Annotated in this window: 14 protein-coding genes; 8 read left to right on the top strand and 6 right to left on the bottom strand. The window is 34.6% G+C overall.

The window, feature by feature from the left end; genetic code table 11:
* Positions 1 to 17: 17 nt before the first annotated feature.
* A complete protein-coding gene (locus BW983_RS14250; protein ID WP_076552564.1) occupies positions 18 to 1,625 on the bottom strand; it encodes a S8/S53 family peptidase in 1,608 nt (535 codons plus the stop codon).
* A 96-nt stretch (positions 1,626 to 1,721) separates the two neighbouring features.
* Here BW983_RS14250 and BW983_RS14245 point away from each other — a divergent pair, with 96 nt between their 5' ends.
* Genes BW983_RS14245 through BW983_RS14225 form a run of 5 tightly spaced genes read left to right on the top strand, consistent with a single transcriptional unit; the run spans position 1,722 to position 5,568 of the window.
* Positions 1,722 to 2,846 carry a DegT/DnrJ/EryC1/StrS family aminotransferase gene (locus BW983_RS14245; RefSeq protein ID WP_076552563.1) on the top strand — a complete coding sequence of 375 codons (1,125 nt, stop codon included), beginning with the start codon at positions 1,722 to 1,724 and terminating at the stop codon, positions 2,844 to 2,846.
* Positions 2,846 to 3,295 carry a hypothetical protein gene (locus BW983_RS14240; RefSeq protein ID WP_076552562.1) on the top strand — a complete coding sequence of 150 codons (450 nt, stop codon included), beginning with the start codon at positions 2,846 to 2,848 and terminating at the stop codon, positions 3,293 to 3,295. Before BW983_RS14245 ends, BW983_RS14240 begins: the two co-directional genes overlap by 1 nt.
* A gap of 8 nt (positions 3,296 to 3,303) precedes the next feature.
* The gene (galE, locus tag BW983_RS14235; protein ID WP_076552561.1) at positions 3,304 to 4,326 is read left to right on the top strand and encodes a UDP-glucose 4-epimerase GalE; all 1,023 of its coding nucleotides are present in this window, start codon (positions 3,304 to 3,306) and stop codon (positions 4,324 to 4,326) included.
* Positions 4,327 to 4,338: 12 nt separating this feature from the next.
* On the top strand, positions 4,339 to 5,103 hold the full coding sequence (locus BW983_RS14230; RefSeq protein ID WP_076552560.1) for a methyltransferase domain-containing protein: 765 nt from the start codon (positions 4,339 to 4,341) through the stop codon (positions 5,101 to 5,103).
* A 12-nt stretch (positions 5,104 to 5,115) separates the two neighbouring features.
* On the top strand, positions 5,116 to 5,568 hold the full coding sequence (locus BW983_RS14225) for an adenylyltransferase/cytidyltransferase family protein (protein ID WP_076552559.1): 453 nt from the start codon (positions 5,116 to 5,118) through the stop codon (positions 5,566 to 5,568).
* A 45-nt stretch (positions 5,569 to 5,613) separates the two neighbouring features.
* Here BW983_RS14225 and BW983_RS14220 read toward each other — a convergent pair whose 3' ends face one another.
* The 5 genes from BW983_RS14220 to pnuC form a co-directional block, all read right to left on the bottom strand.
* Positions 5,614 to 8,199 (bottom strand): TonB-dependent receptor, encoded by a 2,586-nt coding sequence (locus BW983_RS14220; RefSeq protein ID WP_076552558.1) that lies wholly within the window; start codon positions 8,197 to 8,199, stop codon positions 5,614 to 5,616.
* Positions 8,200 to 8,333: 134 nt separating this feature from the next.
* Complete coding sequence (gene mltG, locus BW983_RS14215) at positions 8,334 to 9,359, bottom strand: endolytic transglycosylase MltG (protein WP_076552557.1); 1,026 nt, start codon at positions 9,357 to 9,359, stop codon at positions 8,334 to 8,336.
* A gap of 35 nt (positions 9,360 to 9,394) precedes the next feature.
* Positions 9,395 to 10,162, bottom strand: a complete 768-nt coding sequence (gene dapF / locus BW983_RS14210; RefSeq protein WP_076552556.1) for a diaminopimelate epimerase — start codon at positions 10,160 to 10,162, stop codon at positions 9,395 to 9,397.
* A gap of 92 nt (positions 10,163 to 10,254) precedes the next feature.
* Entirely contained in the window at positions 10,255 to 10,971 is a 717-nt protein-coding gene (locus tag BW983_RS14205) for a hypothetical protein (protein WP_076552555.1), read from the bottom strand.
* Between the two features lie 4 nt (positions 10,972 to 10,975).
* A complete protein-coding gene (pnuC, locus tag BW983_RS14200; protein ID WP_076552554.1) occupies positions 10,976 to 11,647 on the bottom strand; it encodes a nicotinamide riboside transporter PnuC in 672 nt (223 codons plus the stop codon).
* Between the two features lie 165 nt (positions 11,648 to 11,812).
* On the opposite strand from pnuC, the gene BW983_RS14195 reads away from it, so the two are divergent.
* The 3 genes from BW983_RS14195 to hemN all read left to right on the top strand — a co-directional run bounded on the left by BW983_RS14195 (position 11,813) and on the right by hemN (position 15,932).
* Positions 11,813 to 13,330: an amino acid permease gene (locus BW983_RS14195; RefSeq protein ID WP_076552553.1), complete on the top strand. Its 1,518-nt coding sequence runs from the start codon at positions 11,813 to 11,815 to the stop codon at positions 13,328 to 13,330.
* Positions 13,331 to 13,380: 50 nt separating this feature from the next.
* A complete protein-coding gene (locus BW983_RS14190) occupies positions 13,381 to 14,394 on the top strand; it encodes a WD40/YVTN/BNR-like repeat-containing protein (RefSeq protein WP_076552552.1) in 1,014 nt (337 codons plus the stop codon).
* A gap of 179 nt (positions 14,395 to 14,573) precedes the next feature.
* On the top strand, positions 14,574 to 15,932 hold the full coding sequence (hemN, locus tag BW983_RS14185) for an oxygen-independent coproporphyrinogen III oxidase (RefSeq protein WP_076552551.1): 1,359 nt from the start codon (positions 14,574 to 14,576) through the stop codon (positions 15,930 to 15,932).
* The last annotated feature ends 40 nt before the right edge of the window (positions 15,933 to 15,972 follow it).

Here is a 15,972-nt window from a genome sequence, read left to right as displayed (position 1 = left end):
TTTGAAATACAAATTAATTACTCCTTTATAAACTTTTCATAATAAACCTGATCTCTAGACTTAATTTTAAGATAATAAACACCTTTTGCAAAATCATTCACCTTTATTGATTTTTGGTGATTCTCTTTTCTTATCAACCTTCCCAGACTATCATAGATCTCTGTAGTTTCAATCTCTTGTTCCGATGCTATATTCAGGATATTTTTAACAGGATTCGGAAACAGAACGAACTTTTGTTTTTTTACTGTTTCAGAAGTGTTCAGAACATTGTTGTAAAGACTTCCGAAATTAAGAATACCAAATCCCATCTGATCTGTATGATTGGGGTAAAGTGATGCTGTCTGTCTCAATCTTGTTCTCATTTGGTCACGATTCATAGTCGGAAATGCCTGAATAAGACATGCGACACCTCCGGCAGCAATAGGTGTGGCAAGAGAAGTCCCGTTGGTAACAAATGTGTTGTCACCCAAAACGGTTACTGTAGCAGTTCCTTGCGCACTTCCATCAGGCTTTATTACACCCAGAGAATTAGGTCCGAAAGAAGAAAATACAGAAGAGTTTCCTGCAGAATCCACACCTCCGATAGAAAAAACTTTATCATTGTCCGCGGGTGTCAAAAGGTAATGCCATGTTTTATCACCGGAATTTCCGGCAGCGGCAAGAACGAAAATTCCTTTTTCAGCAGCTATTCCTGCTCCTCTGGTAATGAAGGAGGTGCTTCCGTTCATATCAGCATAGGTATAATTATACTGTGGATTATCGAAAACATTGTATCCGAGGGAAGTTGTGATGATGTCTACACCTTTTCTGTCTGCTTCTTCAGCGGCTTCAATCCAGTATATTTCCTCCTCAGGAATTTCTGAGTCAAAGTTTTCACTGCGGTACAAATAAAAATCAGCATCCGGTGCAGATCCTACAAAAGTATTTTCAAGATAACCGCCGATTGCTCCTAAAACTACGGTACCATGAGCATGTAGAGAAGGGTTGTAAATATCTGTAGTTTTGGTGACAAAATCATAACCGGCTTTTATTTTATTGTTCGTTCTTAATCTTAAAAAAGCATTCCCTGTATCTACTGTTGGAAATCCATTATCAATAACAGCGATTGAAATTCCGGTTCCTGTATATCCTGCGAGGTGAAGAGGCTTTATATTAACCTGATCAATTTGTGGTGTGCCTACACCATAGTCAAAATTCGTAAGAATTTTATTGTTGGAGCCTGTATTTGTCTTCCATTTATCAACAGGTTTTATTTTTGTTCCGGGTGAATTGTTTTTGGCAAAATTCTCTACAGAGAGTACAAACGGCTGTGCTTGTAAAACAGCTATTTGAGAAGGGGTAGCATTTACTGCAGCTCCATTCAGCCATTTGGAATAATCAGTGACAGTAAAGCCAAGATTCTGAAGATTCTGAATGTAAGATTGTTCTATGGGAGCATCCTGATCATTAAGGGATATTCCTAATGCCGTACGTCTGTTGAGTGACTTTTGAGAAAGCTCTGAGAGTGGATTAGCAAAAAAGGCAGCCTTATTGGGTTTGTCTTTAAAATGAACAAAAAAAAGCTGATTCTGTGCAGAACAATAAAAATAACCTGCTAGGAAACAAAAGAATAAAGTTTTTTTCATAAAATTATTTTGTATAAAGATAAAAACTAAATCAATAAAATTTTTGATAGGATTTTAAAATCCTTATTTTTACAGAAATATTTAAAATATTTATTTATGAAAAAAATTCAGATGGTTGACTTGCAAAGTCAGTATTACAAAATAAAGAATGATGTAGACAATGCAGTTTTAAATGTAATGGATTCCGCGGCTTTCATCAACGGTCCTGAAGTGAAGTCTTTCCAGAATGAATTGGAGTCTTATTTAGATGTAAAACACGTGATTCCATGTGCTAATGGAACCGATGCATTACAGATTGCCCTTATGGCGTTGGATCTGAAAGAAGGTGATGAGGTAATTACTGCAGATTTTACTTTTGCTGCAACGGTAGAAGTGATTCATTTACTTAAATTAAAATCTGTATTGGTAGATGTGGATTATGACACATTTACTATTTCAACGGAAGATTTGAGAAAAGCAATTACACCAAGAACAAAAGCGATCATTCCTGTACACTTATTCGGACAATGTGCGAATATGGAAGAGATTCTGAAAATTGCTGAAGAGCATAATTTATATGTGATTGAAGATAATGCACAGGCAATAGGTGCAGAATATACATTCTCTGACGGAACTACAAAATATGCCGGAACAATGGCAACTGTAGGGACGACATCTTTCTTCCCATCAAAAAACCTTGGTTGCTACGGAGATGGTGGTGCTATTTTTACTAACAATGATGAACTAGCTCACCGTTTAAGAGGAATTGTAAATCACGGGATGTATGAAAGATATTATCATGATGAAGTAGGAGTAAATTCACGTTTGGATAGTATTCAGGCAGCGGTACTAAGAAAAAAACTACCTCACCTTGATACTTATAACGAAGCGAGAAGAAAAGCCGCAGATTATTATGATGAGGCTTTTGCAGGAAATGAAAATATCTTAACACCAAAAAGATCAGAGAGCTCTACTCACGTATTCCACCAGTATACTTTAAGAATTCTGAACGGAAAACGTAATGAACTTCAGAAATTCCTTACTGAAAAAGAAATTCCTGCTATGATCTACTATCCGGTAGCATTAAGAAAACAAAAAGCTTACTTTCAGGAAAGCAATGATGCAGATTTTGTGAATACAGATAAGCTTTTGGATCAGGTAATCTCTTTACCGATGCATACAGAATTAGACGAAGAGCAGCTGAAGTATATTACAGATGCTGTGCTTGAGTTTATGAAATAATGAAAAGGAAAGTTTTTCAATATGGATTAGTGTATTGGCTAGCTGTTCTGATCAATATCATAATATCATACTATCATATTGCTTATTCCTATTCCATATTGATAAGCCCTTATATTGATTCTAAAGATATATTTTTTTTAACATTTATTGTTTTGGTAGGAATATTTTCTGTTGTTTCGTTATACTTTTTATTAACTAAACACAGACTTGCGATTTTAACCTATTCAATACTATTAGTTTTAATTAATATAAATATTTTAGTATGTATATTTGAGGCTGCTGTTTATAACGAAAAAACTAAAAATGGTACACCTCATTCAGATTATCTTTTATCATTAGGGATATACTTGTTTATTTTTGGACTATGGTTTATCATTATTAGGAGATATAGATATAAAAGAGGAATAGCTGACCTTGAAATAGAAAATATTGGAAAACACGAAGATTAAAAAATAAAATGGCAATACTTGTTACCGGAGGACTTGGATATATTGGTTCTCACACTGTTGTAGAACTTCTTAATAATGACTTTGAAGTTGTTATTGTAGATGATTTATCCAATTCGGAGAGGTTTATTTTAAAAAATATTGAGGAAATTACAGGCAAAAAGCCTGTTTTTTATCCTTTTGATTTAAAGCGTAAGGAATTACTTAATCAGGTTTTTGATGCTCATCAGATTGATGGCTGTATTAATTTTGCAGCATTCAAAGCAGTGGGGGAAAGCCAGGTGAAACCTATAGAATATTATGAAAATAATTTGTTTTCTTTGATCAACATCCTTCAGGAGTTTAAAGAAAGAGGAATTTCTAATTTTATTTTCAGCTCATCATGTACAGTATATGGTCAGGCGGATGTAATGCCTATTGATGAAAATACACCACTGAAAATGCCTGAAAGTGTTTATGGTAAGACAAAACAAATGGGTGAAGAAATTCTTATTGATTTTGCGAAGGCTTATAACAGAAAAATTTCCCTGTTAAGATATTTCAACCCGATCGGAGCTCATCCATCTGCTAAGCTTGGAGAGTTACCAATTGGTATTCCTAATAACTTAGTTCCTTATGTTATGCAGACAGCTGCCGGAATTCGTGAAAAACTAAGTATTTGGGGGAATGATTATCCGACAGAAGATGGAACAGCGGTTCGTGATTATATTTATGTTGTTGATCTTGCAAAAGCTCACGTTGCAGCTTTGAAAAAATTGATAAATAACGAATCTAACGAAGCTTTGATTGATACCTATAATTTGGGAACAGGCAGAGGATCTTCTGTTTTGGAAGTTGTGAAAGCATTTGAAAAAGCAAATGGAGTAGAAGTTTCTTATCAGATTTGTGACAGAAGAGAGGGGGATATTACAATTGCTTATGCAGATCCTTCTAAAGCAGAAAAAGAACTCAATTGGAAATCTGAAACTTCTCTTGAAGAATCCTTGAGAACTGTTTGGGAATGGCAAAAATATTTAGAATCCAGAAACTCATAAAAATAACATAGTATGGCTTGGAATCCGGAAGTATATGATCAGTTTAAAGAAGAACGTTCTGCTCCTTTCTTTGATTTATTAAAACTTGTTGAATCAAGAACGGGAATATCCGTTATAGATCTTGGGTGCGGAACAGGAGAACTAACCTCTAAACTTTTAGACTATCTGGAAGATTCCAAGGTGCTGGGAATAGATTCTTCGGAAGAAATGCTTGAAAAAGCAGCTCAGTTTGGGACAAGCAGACTTACCTTTGAAAAAAGAAGTATTGAAGAACAACTTCATCTTGGTGATACTTATGATCTGATTATTTCTAATGCGGCAATTCAATGGTGCCGTAATCATAAAGAACTTTTTCCAAGAATCATCAGTAAGATCAAAGAAGATGGACAGCTTGCAGTGCAAATTCCATCTAATCATGAGTATGTAGTGCATCAGCTTCTTAGAAAGATTGCAGGAACTGAACCTTATAAGACAGCTTATAATTCTTGGGAAAGAGAATATACTGTTTTAACGATAGAAGAGTACGCCAGAATATTATTTGACAATAAAGGAAGGGAAATTACCGTTTATGAGAAAGTATTTCCTCATGTTCTTGAAGATGCAGAAGCTGTATTTACTTGGGCGTCCGGAACAGCAATGCTTCCTTACATAGAGAAGCTTCCTGAGGATTTAAAAGAACAATTTAAAAACGATTATAAACACGAATTACAAAATATCTTCCTTGAATCACCTGTCTTTTATCCGTTTAAAAGAACATTTATTTCAGCGAAGTTTTAATTTAAAATTAATATGAAGACACAGAGAATAGGTATTACATTTTCCTCATTTGATTTATTACACGCAGGGCATATTAAAATGCTTGAAGAAGCTAAAACTGTATGTGATTATTTAATCGTAGGACTTCAGATCGATCCCTCTCACGATCGTCCAGGCAAAAACAAACCAAGTCAGACTATCGTTGAACGATATATTCAGTTGAAGGCAGTAAATGCTGTAGACGAAATCGTTCCTTATTACACGGAAGAAGATTTATTAGATATCTTAAAATCTTTTGTAATTGATGTAAGAATCATTGGAGATGACTATCTGGATAGAGACTTTACGGGTAAGCAATACTGTGAAGAAAAAGGAATTGAAATCTTTTACAACAAAAGAGATCATAGATTTTCTACCAGCGATTTGAGAAAACGAATCTATGAGGCTGAAAAAGAAAAAGTAGAAAGAGTTGAAACTGTAAAATAAAAAAAATAAAAAACCCGGAATTTTAATTTCGGGTTTTTGTTTGTATTACATCGGACCTTGTTGGTCGTCTTTATTTTCATTGGAATTGATATCCTTTTTTCTCTTAGGTTGTTCTATTTTCTCACCCTGTTTAAATCTGTAGGTTAAAGAAATAGAAAACTGTCTTGGCTGCCACTGCATGAAGCTGCTACGTGTATAATCATTACTGTAGTTGTATACTTCCATACCTCTTGTATTAAAGATATCCTGGATATTGAATGAAATTGTTCCGTCTCCTTTCCAGATTGTCTTTGATGCTCCAAAGTTTAAAGCATACATGTCTTTTCTGTCCTGGCTTGCTGTCTTCTGTCCTCCTCTGTAGAAACCTTGAAGCTGTACACTTAATGTTTTATCAAGTCTGAAAGTTGTATTAAGACGTAATCTCGTAGAGAAACCACTTCCTGTAAAATCCAGAGAACGGGTTTGGTTAATTCCATCAACATCTTTTGTTGCATAACTTGCAATACCAGTAGTTTTATATCCGAAAAGGTCTACACTTCCCATAATTTTGAACCATGCGAAAGGATCATAAGTGAAGTTTAAATCTAAACCATAACGGTCGTCATTACCCAAATTTTCAGGCTTTGTATAAAATACTCTCTCACGTTCGTCAGGTCTGTAGACAAGCATTTTAGTGTCATCCGTTGCGCGTCTGTAATATAAAGTAGGGTTAATGGTAAACTTCTTTCTTGTGATGTTATAACCTACTTCATAAGAATCTACATAGGATGGATTCAAATCGATATTCCCCTCAAAAATATTCTGGTTATTGGTGTAGTTCGGGAACGGAACCATAAAGAATGATCTCGGTCTGTCTATTCTACGAGAGTAGTTAACCAAAATCTGATTGTTTTTCGAAACATCATAACTTAAGAATACACTTGGGAATAAATTGTTGTAATTCTTTGTTTTATTAATCGGAGGAGTATCCGGATTTTGATTGATGTAATTGATTTTAACATTTGAAACCTCATCTCTCAATCCTAATTGGTACCCAAAATTTCCGATTTTACTTCTGAACTGAACATAGAAAGCGTTAAACATTTCTCTATAATCAGTGTTGTTGTTATAATTCGAAATCAAAGGATTATTAGATGTACTGTTTACTAAATTATCATAAGTATTATCATTAACATCTAATCGATAACCTGCTTCTAACTTAGATTTTTCTCCTAATGGTAATTCATAGTCAGCTTTTCCGATTATGGTTTTACTTACCGAATGTCTTCTCGTAATATCCTGTACAGAAGCAATGCCATCTACACTTTCAAGAATATCCGCATTATTGTTGCTTCTGTTTCTTTGTAAGCTTAATGATAAGGAAAGGTTTTGTCCGTTATCATCAAATTTATGATCCAAACCTACATCTCCCTGAAATGCAAGATTATTGAAAGTTGTTTTAGAATCTCTTAATGTATATGGATTCAAAAGACTCCATGGATTAGAAGAATTGCCTGTATATTTATAAAAACTGTCGTAAGTATTCACAAGTTCATTTCCGTCCCCTTCAAATGTTCTCACCAATCCTGTTAAATTGATGGAAGTCTTTTCAGAAAGATCATATACAAAACCTGCACTTAGATTATAGTTTTTGTTATAAGTTTTATTAATAGAATTTTGATACTGATGAACAGGGACGTTTGGAGTTCCTTTAATTGAATCAATCTTGGGGAAATCTAAAGTGTGATAAGTCGTTTCAGCATTATTTTTCGTTTTATTTTCAGTGTAACCACCACCACCGTTTACAAACCAGGTCCAGTTATTTTTTCTCCAGCTCAGATTCGCATTCAATGATGTTCTCGGGAAATATCCTAAAGTACCTACAACACTACCATTAAAACCAACTTTTTTACTCTTTTTCAGAATAATATTTAAGATCCCGGAAGTTCCGCTTGCTTCAAATTTTGAAGAAGGGTTGGTAATCACTTCAATTCTTTCGATTTGATCAGCCGGAATACTTTGCAAAGCATTAGCTCCATCATCTATTCCTAGTAGGGAAGATGGTTTACCATTGATAAGGAATTTTACATTAGTACTTCCTCTCATAGAAACTGTTCCATCTGTATCCACAGAAACCGATGGTACATTGGTCAAAACATCCTGTAAACTTCCTCCTTTACTTACAATATCCTGTGATGGATCATAAGTTTTCTTATCCAGTTCTACTTTATAAGGTTTGGCAGCAGATGCGGTAATTACAACGCCTTGTAGTTCCGTTGTCTTTCCGTTTAATGTTGTAGTGCCTTCAGCTTCTATAGATAAGGCTCCGATATTTCCAGGACCTGTAATATTTTTACTGATTACACTTTTTTTGTAATCAATAGCTTCTACCGTCACATCATATTCACCGGGAGCAAGCTGTAATTGATATAATCCTTTTTCATCGGTCAATACAGCATCACTTAATGATTTGTTGGCTTTATTACTAAAGGTTACTGAGGCATACGGAACAGGCTGATTTTTCTTATTGACAATAATCCCTGAAACCCCTGTCTTATCCTGTGCAAAAGCTAATGCTGCTGCAGAGAGTACAAAAGTAAGTCCTAGTGCTTTTCGTGTGAAAATATTGACAATTTCTGTCTTATTCTTCATAGGTTATTTTTTTGTATAAAATCGTGAAAGTATAACCCGTAATATTTTGAATATCCATATCAATTTGATTATCAAAATATTATGATCAATTTATTGTTTTTCTAACTGTATAAAATTTTAGGTGTCTGCTACGCTTATTTTATATTTTTTGAATTAAGCCAATCCTGATAAGCTTTTGCATTTACAGCATGTTCCTCAGCACTTGCTGTAAACTTATGATATCCGAATCTTGCAGGATCAGCACACATAAATATATAATTGTTGTTTTCCGCATTCAAAACAGCATCCACAGAATTTTTATCTACCACACAGATGGGTCCCGGAGGAATACCTGCATTTGCATACGTATTGTATGGAGATGGAGTAGACAGGTGTTTATATAATACTCTTTTGATGGGTTCTTTAAAATTTGTCTCTTTATTGATAGCATAAATTACCGTAGGATCAGACTGAAGTTTCATACCTTTTCTGTAACGGTTCAGATATAATCCGGCAATTGTTTTCATTTCATCTTTTTTGCCTCCTGACTCTTTATAAACAATAGATGCAAGAGCGTAAATCTGTTCTCTTGTAAGCCCAGACTGTTGTTCTTTATTTTTCCTTTCACTAGTCCAGAAATCATTATACTGATCTTCAAACTTTGCAAAAAATTCTCTAGGACTTACGGTCCAGAAAAAATTATAAGTATCAATGAAAAAATATTTCTTTAAATCCTCAATATTTCGATATCCTTTCTCTTGGGCTACAATATCCAGATCATTCACAAAATGCAGAGAATCCAGTTCTGTTTTCTTGGTAACTTTACCAATCATCTGGTACATATCACCAAAATCTCCAATTCTGAAAGAATTTGCCGTTTGATTACCAGCTTTAATCATATTAACAAGATCAGTATTTCCTTTACCACTTTGAATATGATAACGCCCCGCTTTAAAATTTGCATTCAGACCTTTATCTTTAGCAACAGCTTCAAAAGATTCACGGTCTTTAATATAAGGAGTAATAGAGTCAAGGATTTGATTAAAATTTGCCTTATGAGGGATCAGAATGTAACCGTCCTTTTCTACGTTGTTTCCAAAATATTTATTATAAAATCTCAAACCAAAAAATCCTGCGACTACAAAAACCAGCAGAATGATAATGAGAATAGCTTTTTTCATTCTTAAATAATGTTGATTAAAAGTTTTTTTTGATCTTAAAGAATATCTACTTTACCTTTAAAAACTTGCTTTGCAGGACCTTCCAACCATATGTTGCAGAAAGATTCACCGTTTTTTTTAGCATACACCTTAAGATTACCTCCCAAGGTTTTAACTTTTACAGAAGTTAGATTGTGTTTTTGAAGAAAAGTTAAAGCAGAAGCTGTAACTCCGGTTCCACAACTGTAAGTTTCGTCCTCAACGCCTCGTTCATAGGTTCTTACAAATATCTCATTGTCAGAAATTTTTTCTACAAAGTTTACATTGATTCCTTTTTCTTTATAATTTTCAGAATTTCTGATTCCGTATCCTTGAGTATAAACGTCGTAATCAGCAATATTTTCCACATATTTTACATAGTGAGGAGAGCCGGTATTCATAACTGTATCATTTCCGTCTTGGGAAATAGTGTCTACATCTATCATTTTTAATTTAATGATACCATTATGGATTTCTGCCTCATGTTCTCCATCTGTTGCTATGAACTTACACTTATCTTCAAAAACATCAAGAAAAAAAGCAAAAGCAACAAGACATCTTCCTCCGTTTCCGCACATAGTACTTTCACCGCCATCAGAATTATAATACACCATTTTAAAATCATAATCAGGATCGTTCTCCAGAAGAATAAGTCCGTCTGCACCTATTCCGAAACGTCTGTCGCATAGTTTTTCAATGATACTTTTGTCTTTTGGAAACTGAAGATCACGGTTGTCTACCATTACAAAATCATTTCCGGTTCCCTGATATTTATAAAATTCCATATATTTTTTGTCTAAAATGAAGAAGCAAAATTAATATATTTAAAATGAAAAACGAACAGTGTTAGCTGTTCGTTTCCTTATTTATAATCGTTTTATCTAAAGCCTCTTCCGCCTTGCTTGTTTGAGGTGTCAGAGCTGCTTTGGCTGCTTGAGCTGTTCCTGAAGCCGCCACTCGAAGATTCTGATCTTGCAGGTGTACTGCTGTTTGTACTTCCTGAGCTTCTGAAGCCTCCGCCCATATTCAATGTTCTGTTTTCAAAACTGTTGTTATTGGAGCTGTTTCCTGAACTTTGGTTTCTGAATCCGCTGTTGTTCTGATTACCTTGGTTATTCTGGTATCCATTACTGTTTGAGTTTCTGAATCCATTGTTGTTCTGGTTACCCTGATTATTTTGGTTTCCATTAGAGTTTCTGAACCCGTTATTTCCGTTATTGGTATTTCTGTTATTATAACCATTACCATTATTGTATGAACCTCCGTTTCTGAAACCATTATTTGGTCTTTGCGTAGTCGTTGTATTTCTTCTTTCTACGTATACTTTTCTTCTGGAGTTATTATAACTGTCATAATAGTAAGGCATACCATTATCATAGTAGTAATTAATATTGTTTCTATAATAATAGCCGTCATTACCCCAATATCCGCCATTTCCGTAATATCCGGAAGGAGCATAGTAATATCCGTTGTTATAATATGGGTCTCCATATCCATAACCTCCATTACTACCATATCCGTCCGTATATGCCATACAAGAGGTTAATGTGCTAATAGCAAAGATACTAACTGCTATTTTTAATAAATTTTTCATGACTTTATTGTACTTTTTTTTCTTTAAAACTTTTTTTCCAATTTAGGTATCCTAAGATAGCCATTATAGTAAATACCAAATATTGAACCGAAGTGATTCCAAGACCCTTAAAAATCATCATTGGTATGCAAATAAAATCTCCGATAATCCAGAAAATCCAGTTCTCTATGCGCTGTTTCGCCATAAACCACATTCCCACTAAAAAAATTGAAGTTGTAAAAACATCCATCCAATTTGCCCAATCTAAATGATATAATCCAAGATTAGTGCCTTCCATCGAAAATTTATTATCTATATAAGGTTTATAATAGTAAATAATTGTAACCAATGCCAGACTAAGAACAAAAAGAATACTTGCATAAAACCATTCTTTCCTTGTTGCCCAGGTAACATCCACGTGTATATGATCTTCAGAGTTTTTAGCCCATAAAACCCAGCCATAGACACTCATTATCGTATAGTATACATTAATGAGACAATCTCCCAGTAACCCGAAGTTGAAAAGAATATATACATAGATCAGGGTTGAAATAATTCCGGTGGGATATACCCAGATATTTTTCTTAATGGAAAAATATACGCTCAAAGTTCCGAAAATAGCACCTGACGTTTCCAGTATGATTTGTAAGGAATCGTAGCTTTCATAGGGCTTTACAAAAAGATCATATAAATTCATGCGATCAAAAATAAACAAAAATATGGACTTTTTAAAATGAATTAAATAATGTCATGTTTGATTTTTTAAGACATTAATGTAAAATAAATGATGAAAGTTTGACGATAAATGTGAGAGTTCCTAAATTTTTTATATTTTCGTGAATCCTTAAATAAATAAAAAAACATGTCGAAAATTTGGGTTAAAAAGCCACTAAGTGCCTATGAGGCAGATATGAAGAAAAGTGAGCTGAAGAAAGTCCTTGGAAAATGGAGTTTAACAGCAATAGGAGTAGGTGCTATCATTGGAGGTGGAATCTTTGTTCTTACGGGAACAGGAGCCTATTATCATGCAGGTCCTGCACTTGCAATTTCCTTTATTATAGCAGGAATTGCCTGCGTTTTTGCTGCATTGTGTTATGCAGAGTTCGCATCAATTATACCTGTTGAAGGTTCAGCATATGCTTATGCATACGGAACAGTAGGAGAAATTTTTGCATGGGCAATGGGGTGGTGTCTCATCCTGGAGTATGCCATGGCAAGTATGGCGGTCTCCGTGAGTTGGTCGGGATATTTTAACAAATTTTTGAAGATTTTTAATATTCATTTGCCTGCTTATCTGACATCAGATCCGGCAAGTTATACAGGAGATGGTTTTTCTATGAACCTGCCTGCGTTTATTCTTGTTCTTTTGATTACTGCATTATTGGTAAAGGGAACTAAAGAAGCTGCAGGAGCGAATAACCTGATTGTTTTAATGAAAACTTCAGCGGTTATCTTTGTAATTATCGCTGGTGTATATATTATTTTCTCTAATACTGATCTTTATAACGCTGTAGACGGTGTTAAAAACTGGAAGCCTTTTATTCCTGATCAGGTTCAGATTAAAAATTCTGAAGGAGATCTGGTTTCTGCCTACGGTATTAAGGGAATTATTTCAGGAGCCGCGGCAATCTTCTTTGCTTATATTGGTTTTGATGCGGTTTCTACGCAGGCTGGGGAAGCTATTAATCCTAAGAAAGATGTGCCTTTCGCAATTATTGCTTCATTATTGGTTTGTACAGCTTTATATATTTGTGTATCTCTTGTATTAACAGGTATGATGCATTATACAGACTTTAATCCTGAAGGAAAATATCCTGATGCTATTAAAGCTCCTGTTGCGTATGCATTTGAGATTGCCGGAAAACACTGGGCAAGTAATATCGTAACCATTGCTGCTACTGTAGGATTAATTTCCGTAGTAATGGTAATGATGATGGGACAGTCCAGAATCTTTATCGGAATGGCAAAAGACGGATTGATTCCTAAATTCTTTGGTGATCTTCATCCAAAAACAAAAACACCTTACAAAGGAATCATTTTGTTAGGAATTGTTGTAGCATTAATCGCAGCGTTTACTCCAATTTCAACATTGGCTGATATGACAAGTTTCGGAACCCTGTTTGCATTTACACTGGTTTGTATTGCTGTTTGGGTAATGAGAAAAAAAGAACCAAATTTAATCAGACCTTTCAAAGTTCCGGCTTACAAAATAGTTGTGGCGTTGGGAGTATTTATCAATATTTATTTGATTTTTAACTTAAGTGCTCATGCATTAGAACTTTCAGCTGTATGGTTGTTCTTAGGAGGTTTGGTATACTTCCTGTACGGAAAATCAAACAGTAAACTTAACAATCCTGAAAAATACCAGAATCAAGATTAATAATCATATTAAACCGCTTCGGCGGTTTTTTTTGTCCCAATACTATTACTATGAAAAAGATTTTTTCCATTGTATTCCTATCCGTAGGACTTACCGCATTTTCCCAACAAGTGGAAAACCTTGAAACTATTCTTAATGATAAAATCAGTATCAGAGCTCTTGAATTGTATGATAACAAAGTCTGGTATAGCGGAACAGACTCTAAGTTTGGCTTTGTAGATTTAAAGAATTATAAAAATCAAAAGCAGGTTTTACTTTCTGAAAAAAAGTTGCAGTTCAGAACATTGGCTCAGGATAAAAATTCTTTTTATGCTATTAATATTGAAAGCCCGGCTTACTTCTTTAAAATTAATAAAAAAGATCTGAAATTCCAGACTGTTTTTTCAGATACTGCGAAGACTGCGTTTTATGATGCCTTACATTTTGTAAATGATAAGTTGGCTTATACATTCAGCGATGCAGACAAAGATCATTTATTAAAATTGGCTGTCTATAAAAACGGTCATTGGGGAATGTTTAAAAATAATGTGGAGTTGAATGAAGGAGAGGCAGCTTTCGCAGCAAGTAATACAAATATCGCTTCTTCCAAAAAATATCTATGGATTGCAACAGGTGGTAAGGCTTCAAGGATTATAAGGATGGATCTTAAAACAGAGAAACTGGAAGTTTTTAAAACACCATTCATTCAGGGAGAGTCTTCGCAAGGAATGTATTCTATTGATTTCTATGACGATCAATTCGGGGTTGCTGTAGGTGGCGATTATACCAAGCAGGATGCGAATATTAATAATCTTGCAACAACCACTGATGGTGGGGAAACCTGGCAGATTCAGGCTTCAGGACAGAATGCAGGATATACTACCTGTGTGAAAATTAAGCCAGGATCAAAAGGAAAAGAAATGATCAGTGTAGGGGATAAGCATATTAGCTATTCTTCAGATTTTGGGAAATCATGGACGAAAATTTCCGATGAAAAAGGGTTTTTCGTTTGTGAATGGATCGATGGTAATCGCATTGTTCTTGCTGGAAATAGTAAAATTGCAGTGATGAAATTAAAATTTTAAATAAAAGGAATAGAATTTATCATTATAATCGTAACAGGTTTAAATAGTGTATTTAGACTCATTCTAAACTATAACCTAATATAATTCATAGGCTAAAATTCATAACTAATGGTTAATTTTGTAGGATGGAATTTTAAAATGCTAAATTTCCTCTACCTTATAAAATTTTAATTTTCAAAATGAACTCTTTAATAGATAAGTATAATATTCCCGGACCACGTTACACTTCTTATCCTACCGTTCCTTACTGGGATGATTCCACCTTTACACCGGAAAAATGGAAGGAGAGCGTAATCAGGTCTTTTAATGAAAGTAATGCAGAGGAGGGAATTTCTATTTATATCCATTTGCCTTTCTGCGAGGCATTGTGTACATTCTGTGCATGCCATAAACGTATTACAAAGCAACATAGTGTTGAAGTACCTTATTTGGAAAGTGTACTGAAAGAATGGAGACTTTATCTTGAACTTTTTGACGAAAAACCAAAATTAAAAGAACTACATCTTGGTGGTGGTACTCCAACGTTTTTCTCTCCAGAGAATTTAAAGACATTACTGGAAGGGATCTTTACAACGGTAGATATTGCAGAACACCCTGAGTTTTCTTTTGAAGGACACCCGAATAATACAACAAAGGAGCATCTTCAGACATTATATGATCTTGGGTTCAGAAGAGTGAGTTTTGGTGTTCAGGATTATGATCCGAAAGTGCAGAAAGCTATCAATAGAATTCAGCCTTTTGAGAATGTAAAGAATGTAACGGAATGGGCTAAAGAAATCGGCTACAGAGGAATCAGTCATGATTTAGTATTCGGGCTTCCGCATCAGACCTGGGAAGCGATGGAAAATACCATCAGAAAAACAATGGAACTGAAACCGGACAGACTGGCGTTCTATTCTTATGCACACGTTCCATGGGTGAAAGGAGTAGGGCAGAGAGGTTTTGATGAAGGTGATTTGCCAAGTGGAGAAGAAAAACGACGACTGTATGAAGATGGTAAAAAATTACTTCAGGATTTAGGTTATATTGAGGTAGGAATGGACCATTTTTCTTTAGAACATGATGATTTATACCAATCATTGATCCATAAGAAACTTCACAGAAACTTTATGGGGTATACATCAAGTAATACTCAGTTGATGGTAGGACTTGGAATGTCAGCGATTTCAGATTCATGGTATGCTTTTGCTCAAAATGTAAAAACGGTGGAAGAATATCAGACGATGGTAGAAGAAGGTAAAATTCCTGTAGTGAAAGGTCACGTTCTGAATGAAGAAGATCTTATCGTAAGAAGGCATATTTTAAATTTAATGTGTCAGCTGGAAACTACATTTAATATTGATAACTCTTTCCCAGAACTTGATAATGCTTTGGAAATGCTGAAAGAAATGGAAAATGACGGGCTGGTTGAGATTTCCGGCAAAGAAATAAAAATTACGGAAGCAGGAAGAGCATTCACCAGAAATGTTGCAATGGTTTTTGACCTGAGAATGATGAGAAATAAACCTGAAACCAGGATTTTCTCAATGACTATATAAAACAAAAGCGGTTCAGTAATGAACCGCTTTTTTATTTTGC

Origin of the sequence: Chryseobacterium ureilyticum, assembly GCF_900156735.1 — a bacterium.
GTDB lineage: Bacteria > Bacteroidota > Bacteroidia > Flavobacteriales > Weeksellaceae > Chryseobacterium > Chryseobacterium ureilyticum.
Note: the sequence above shows the minus strand (reverse complement) of the source record. Positions and strands in the feature narration are given on the sequence as shown.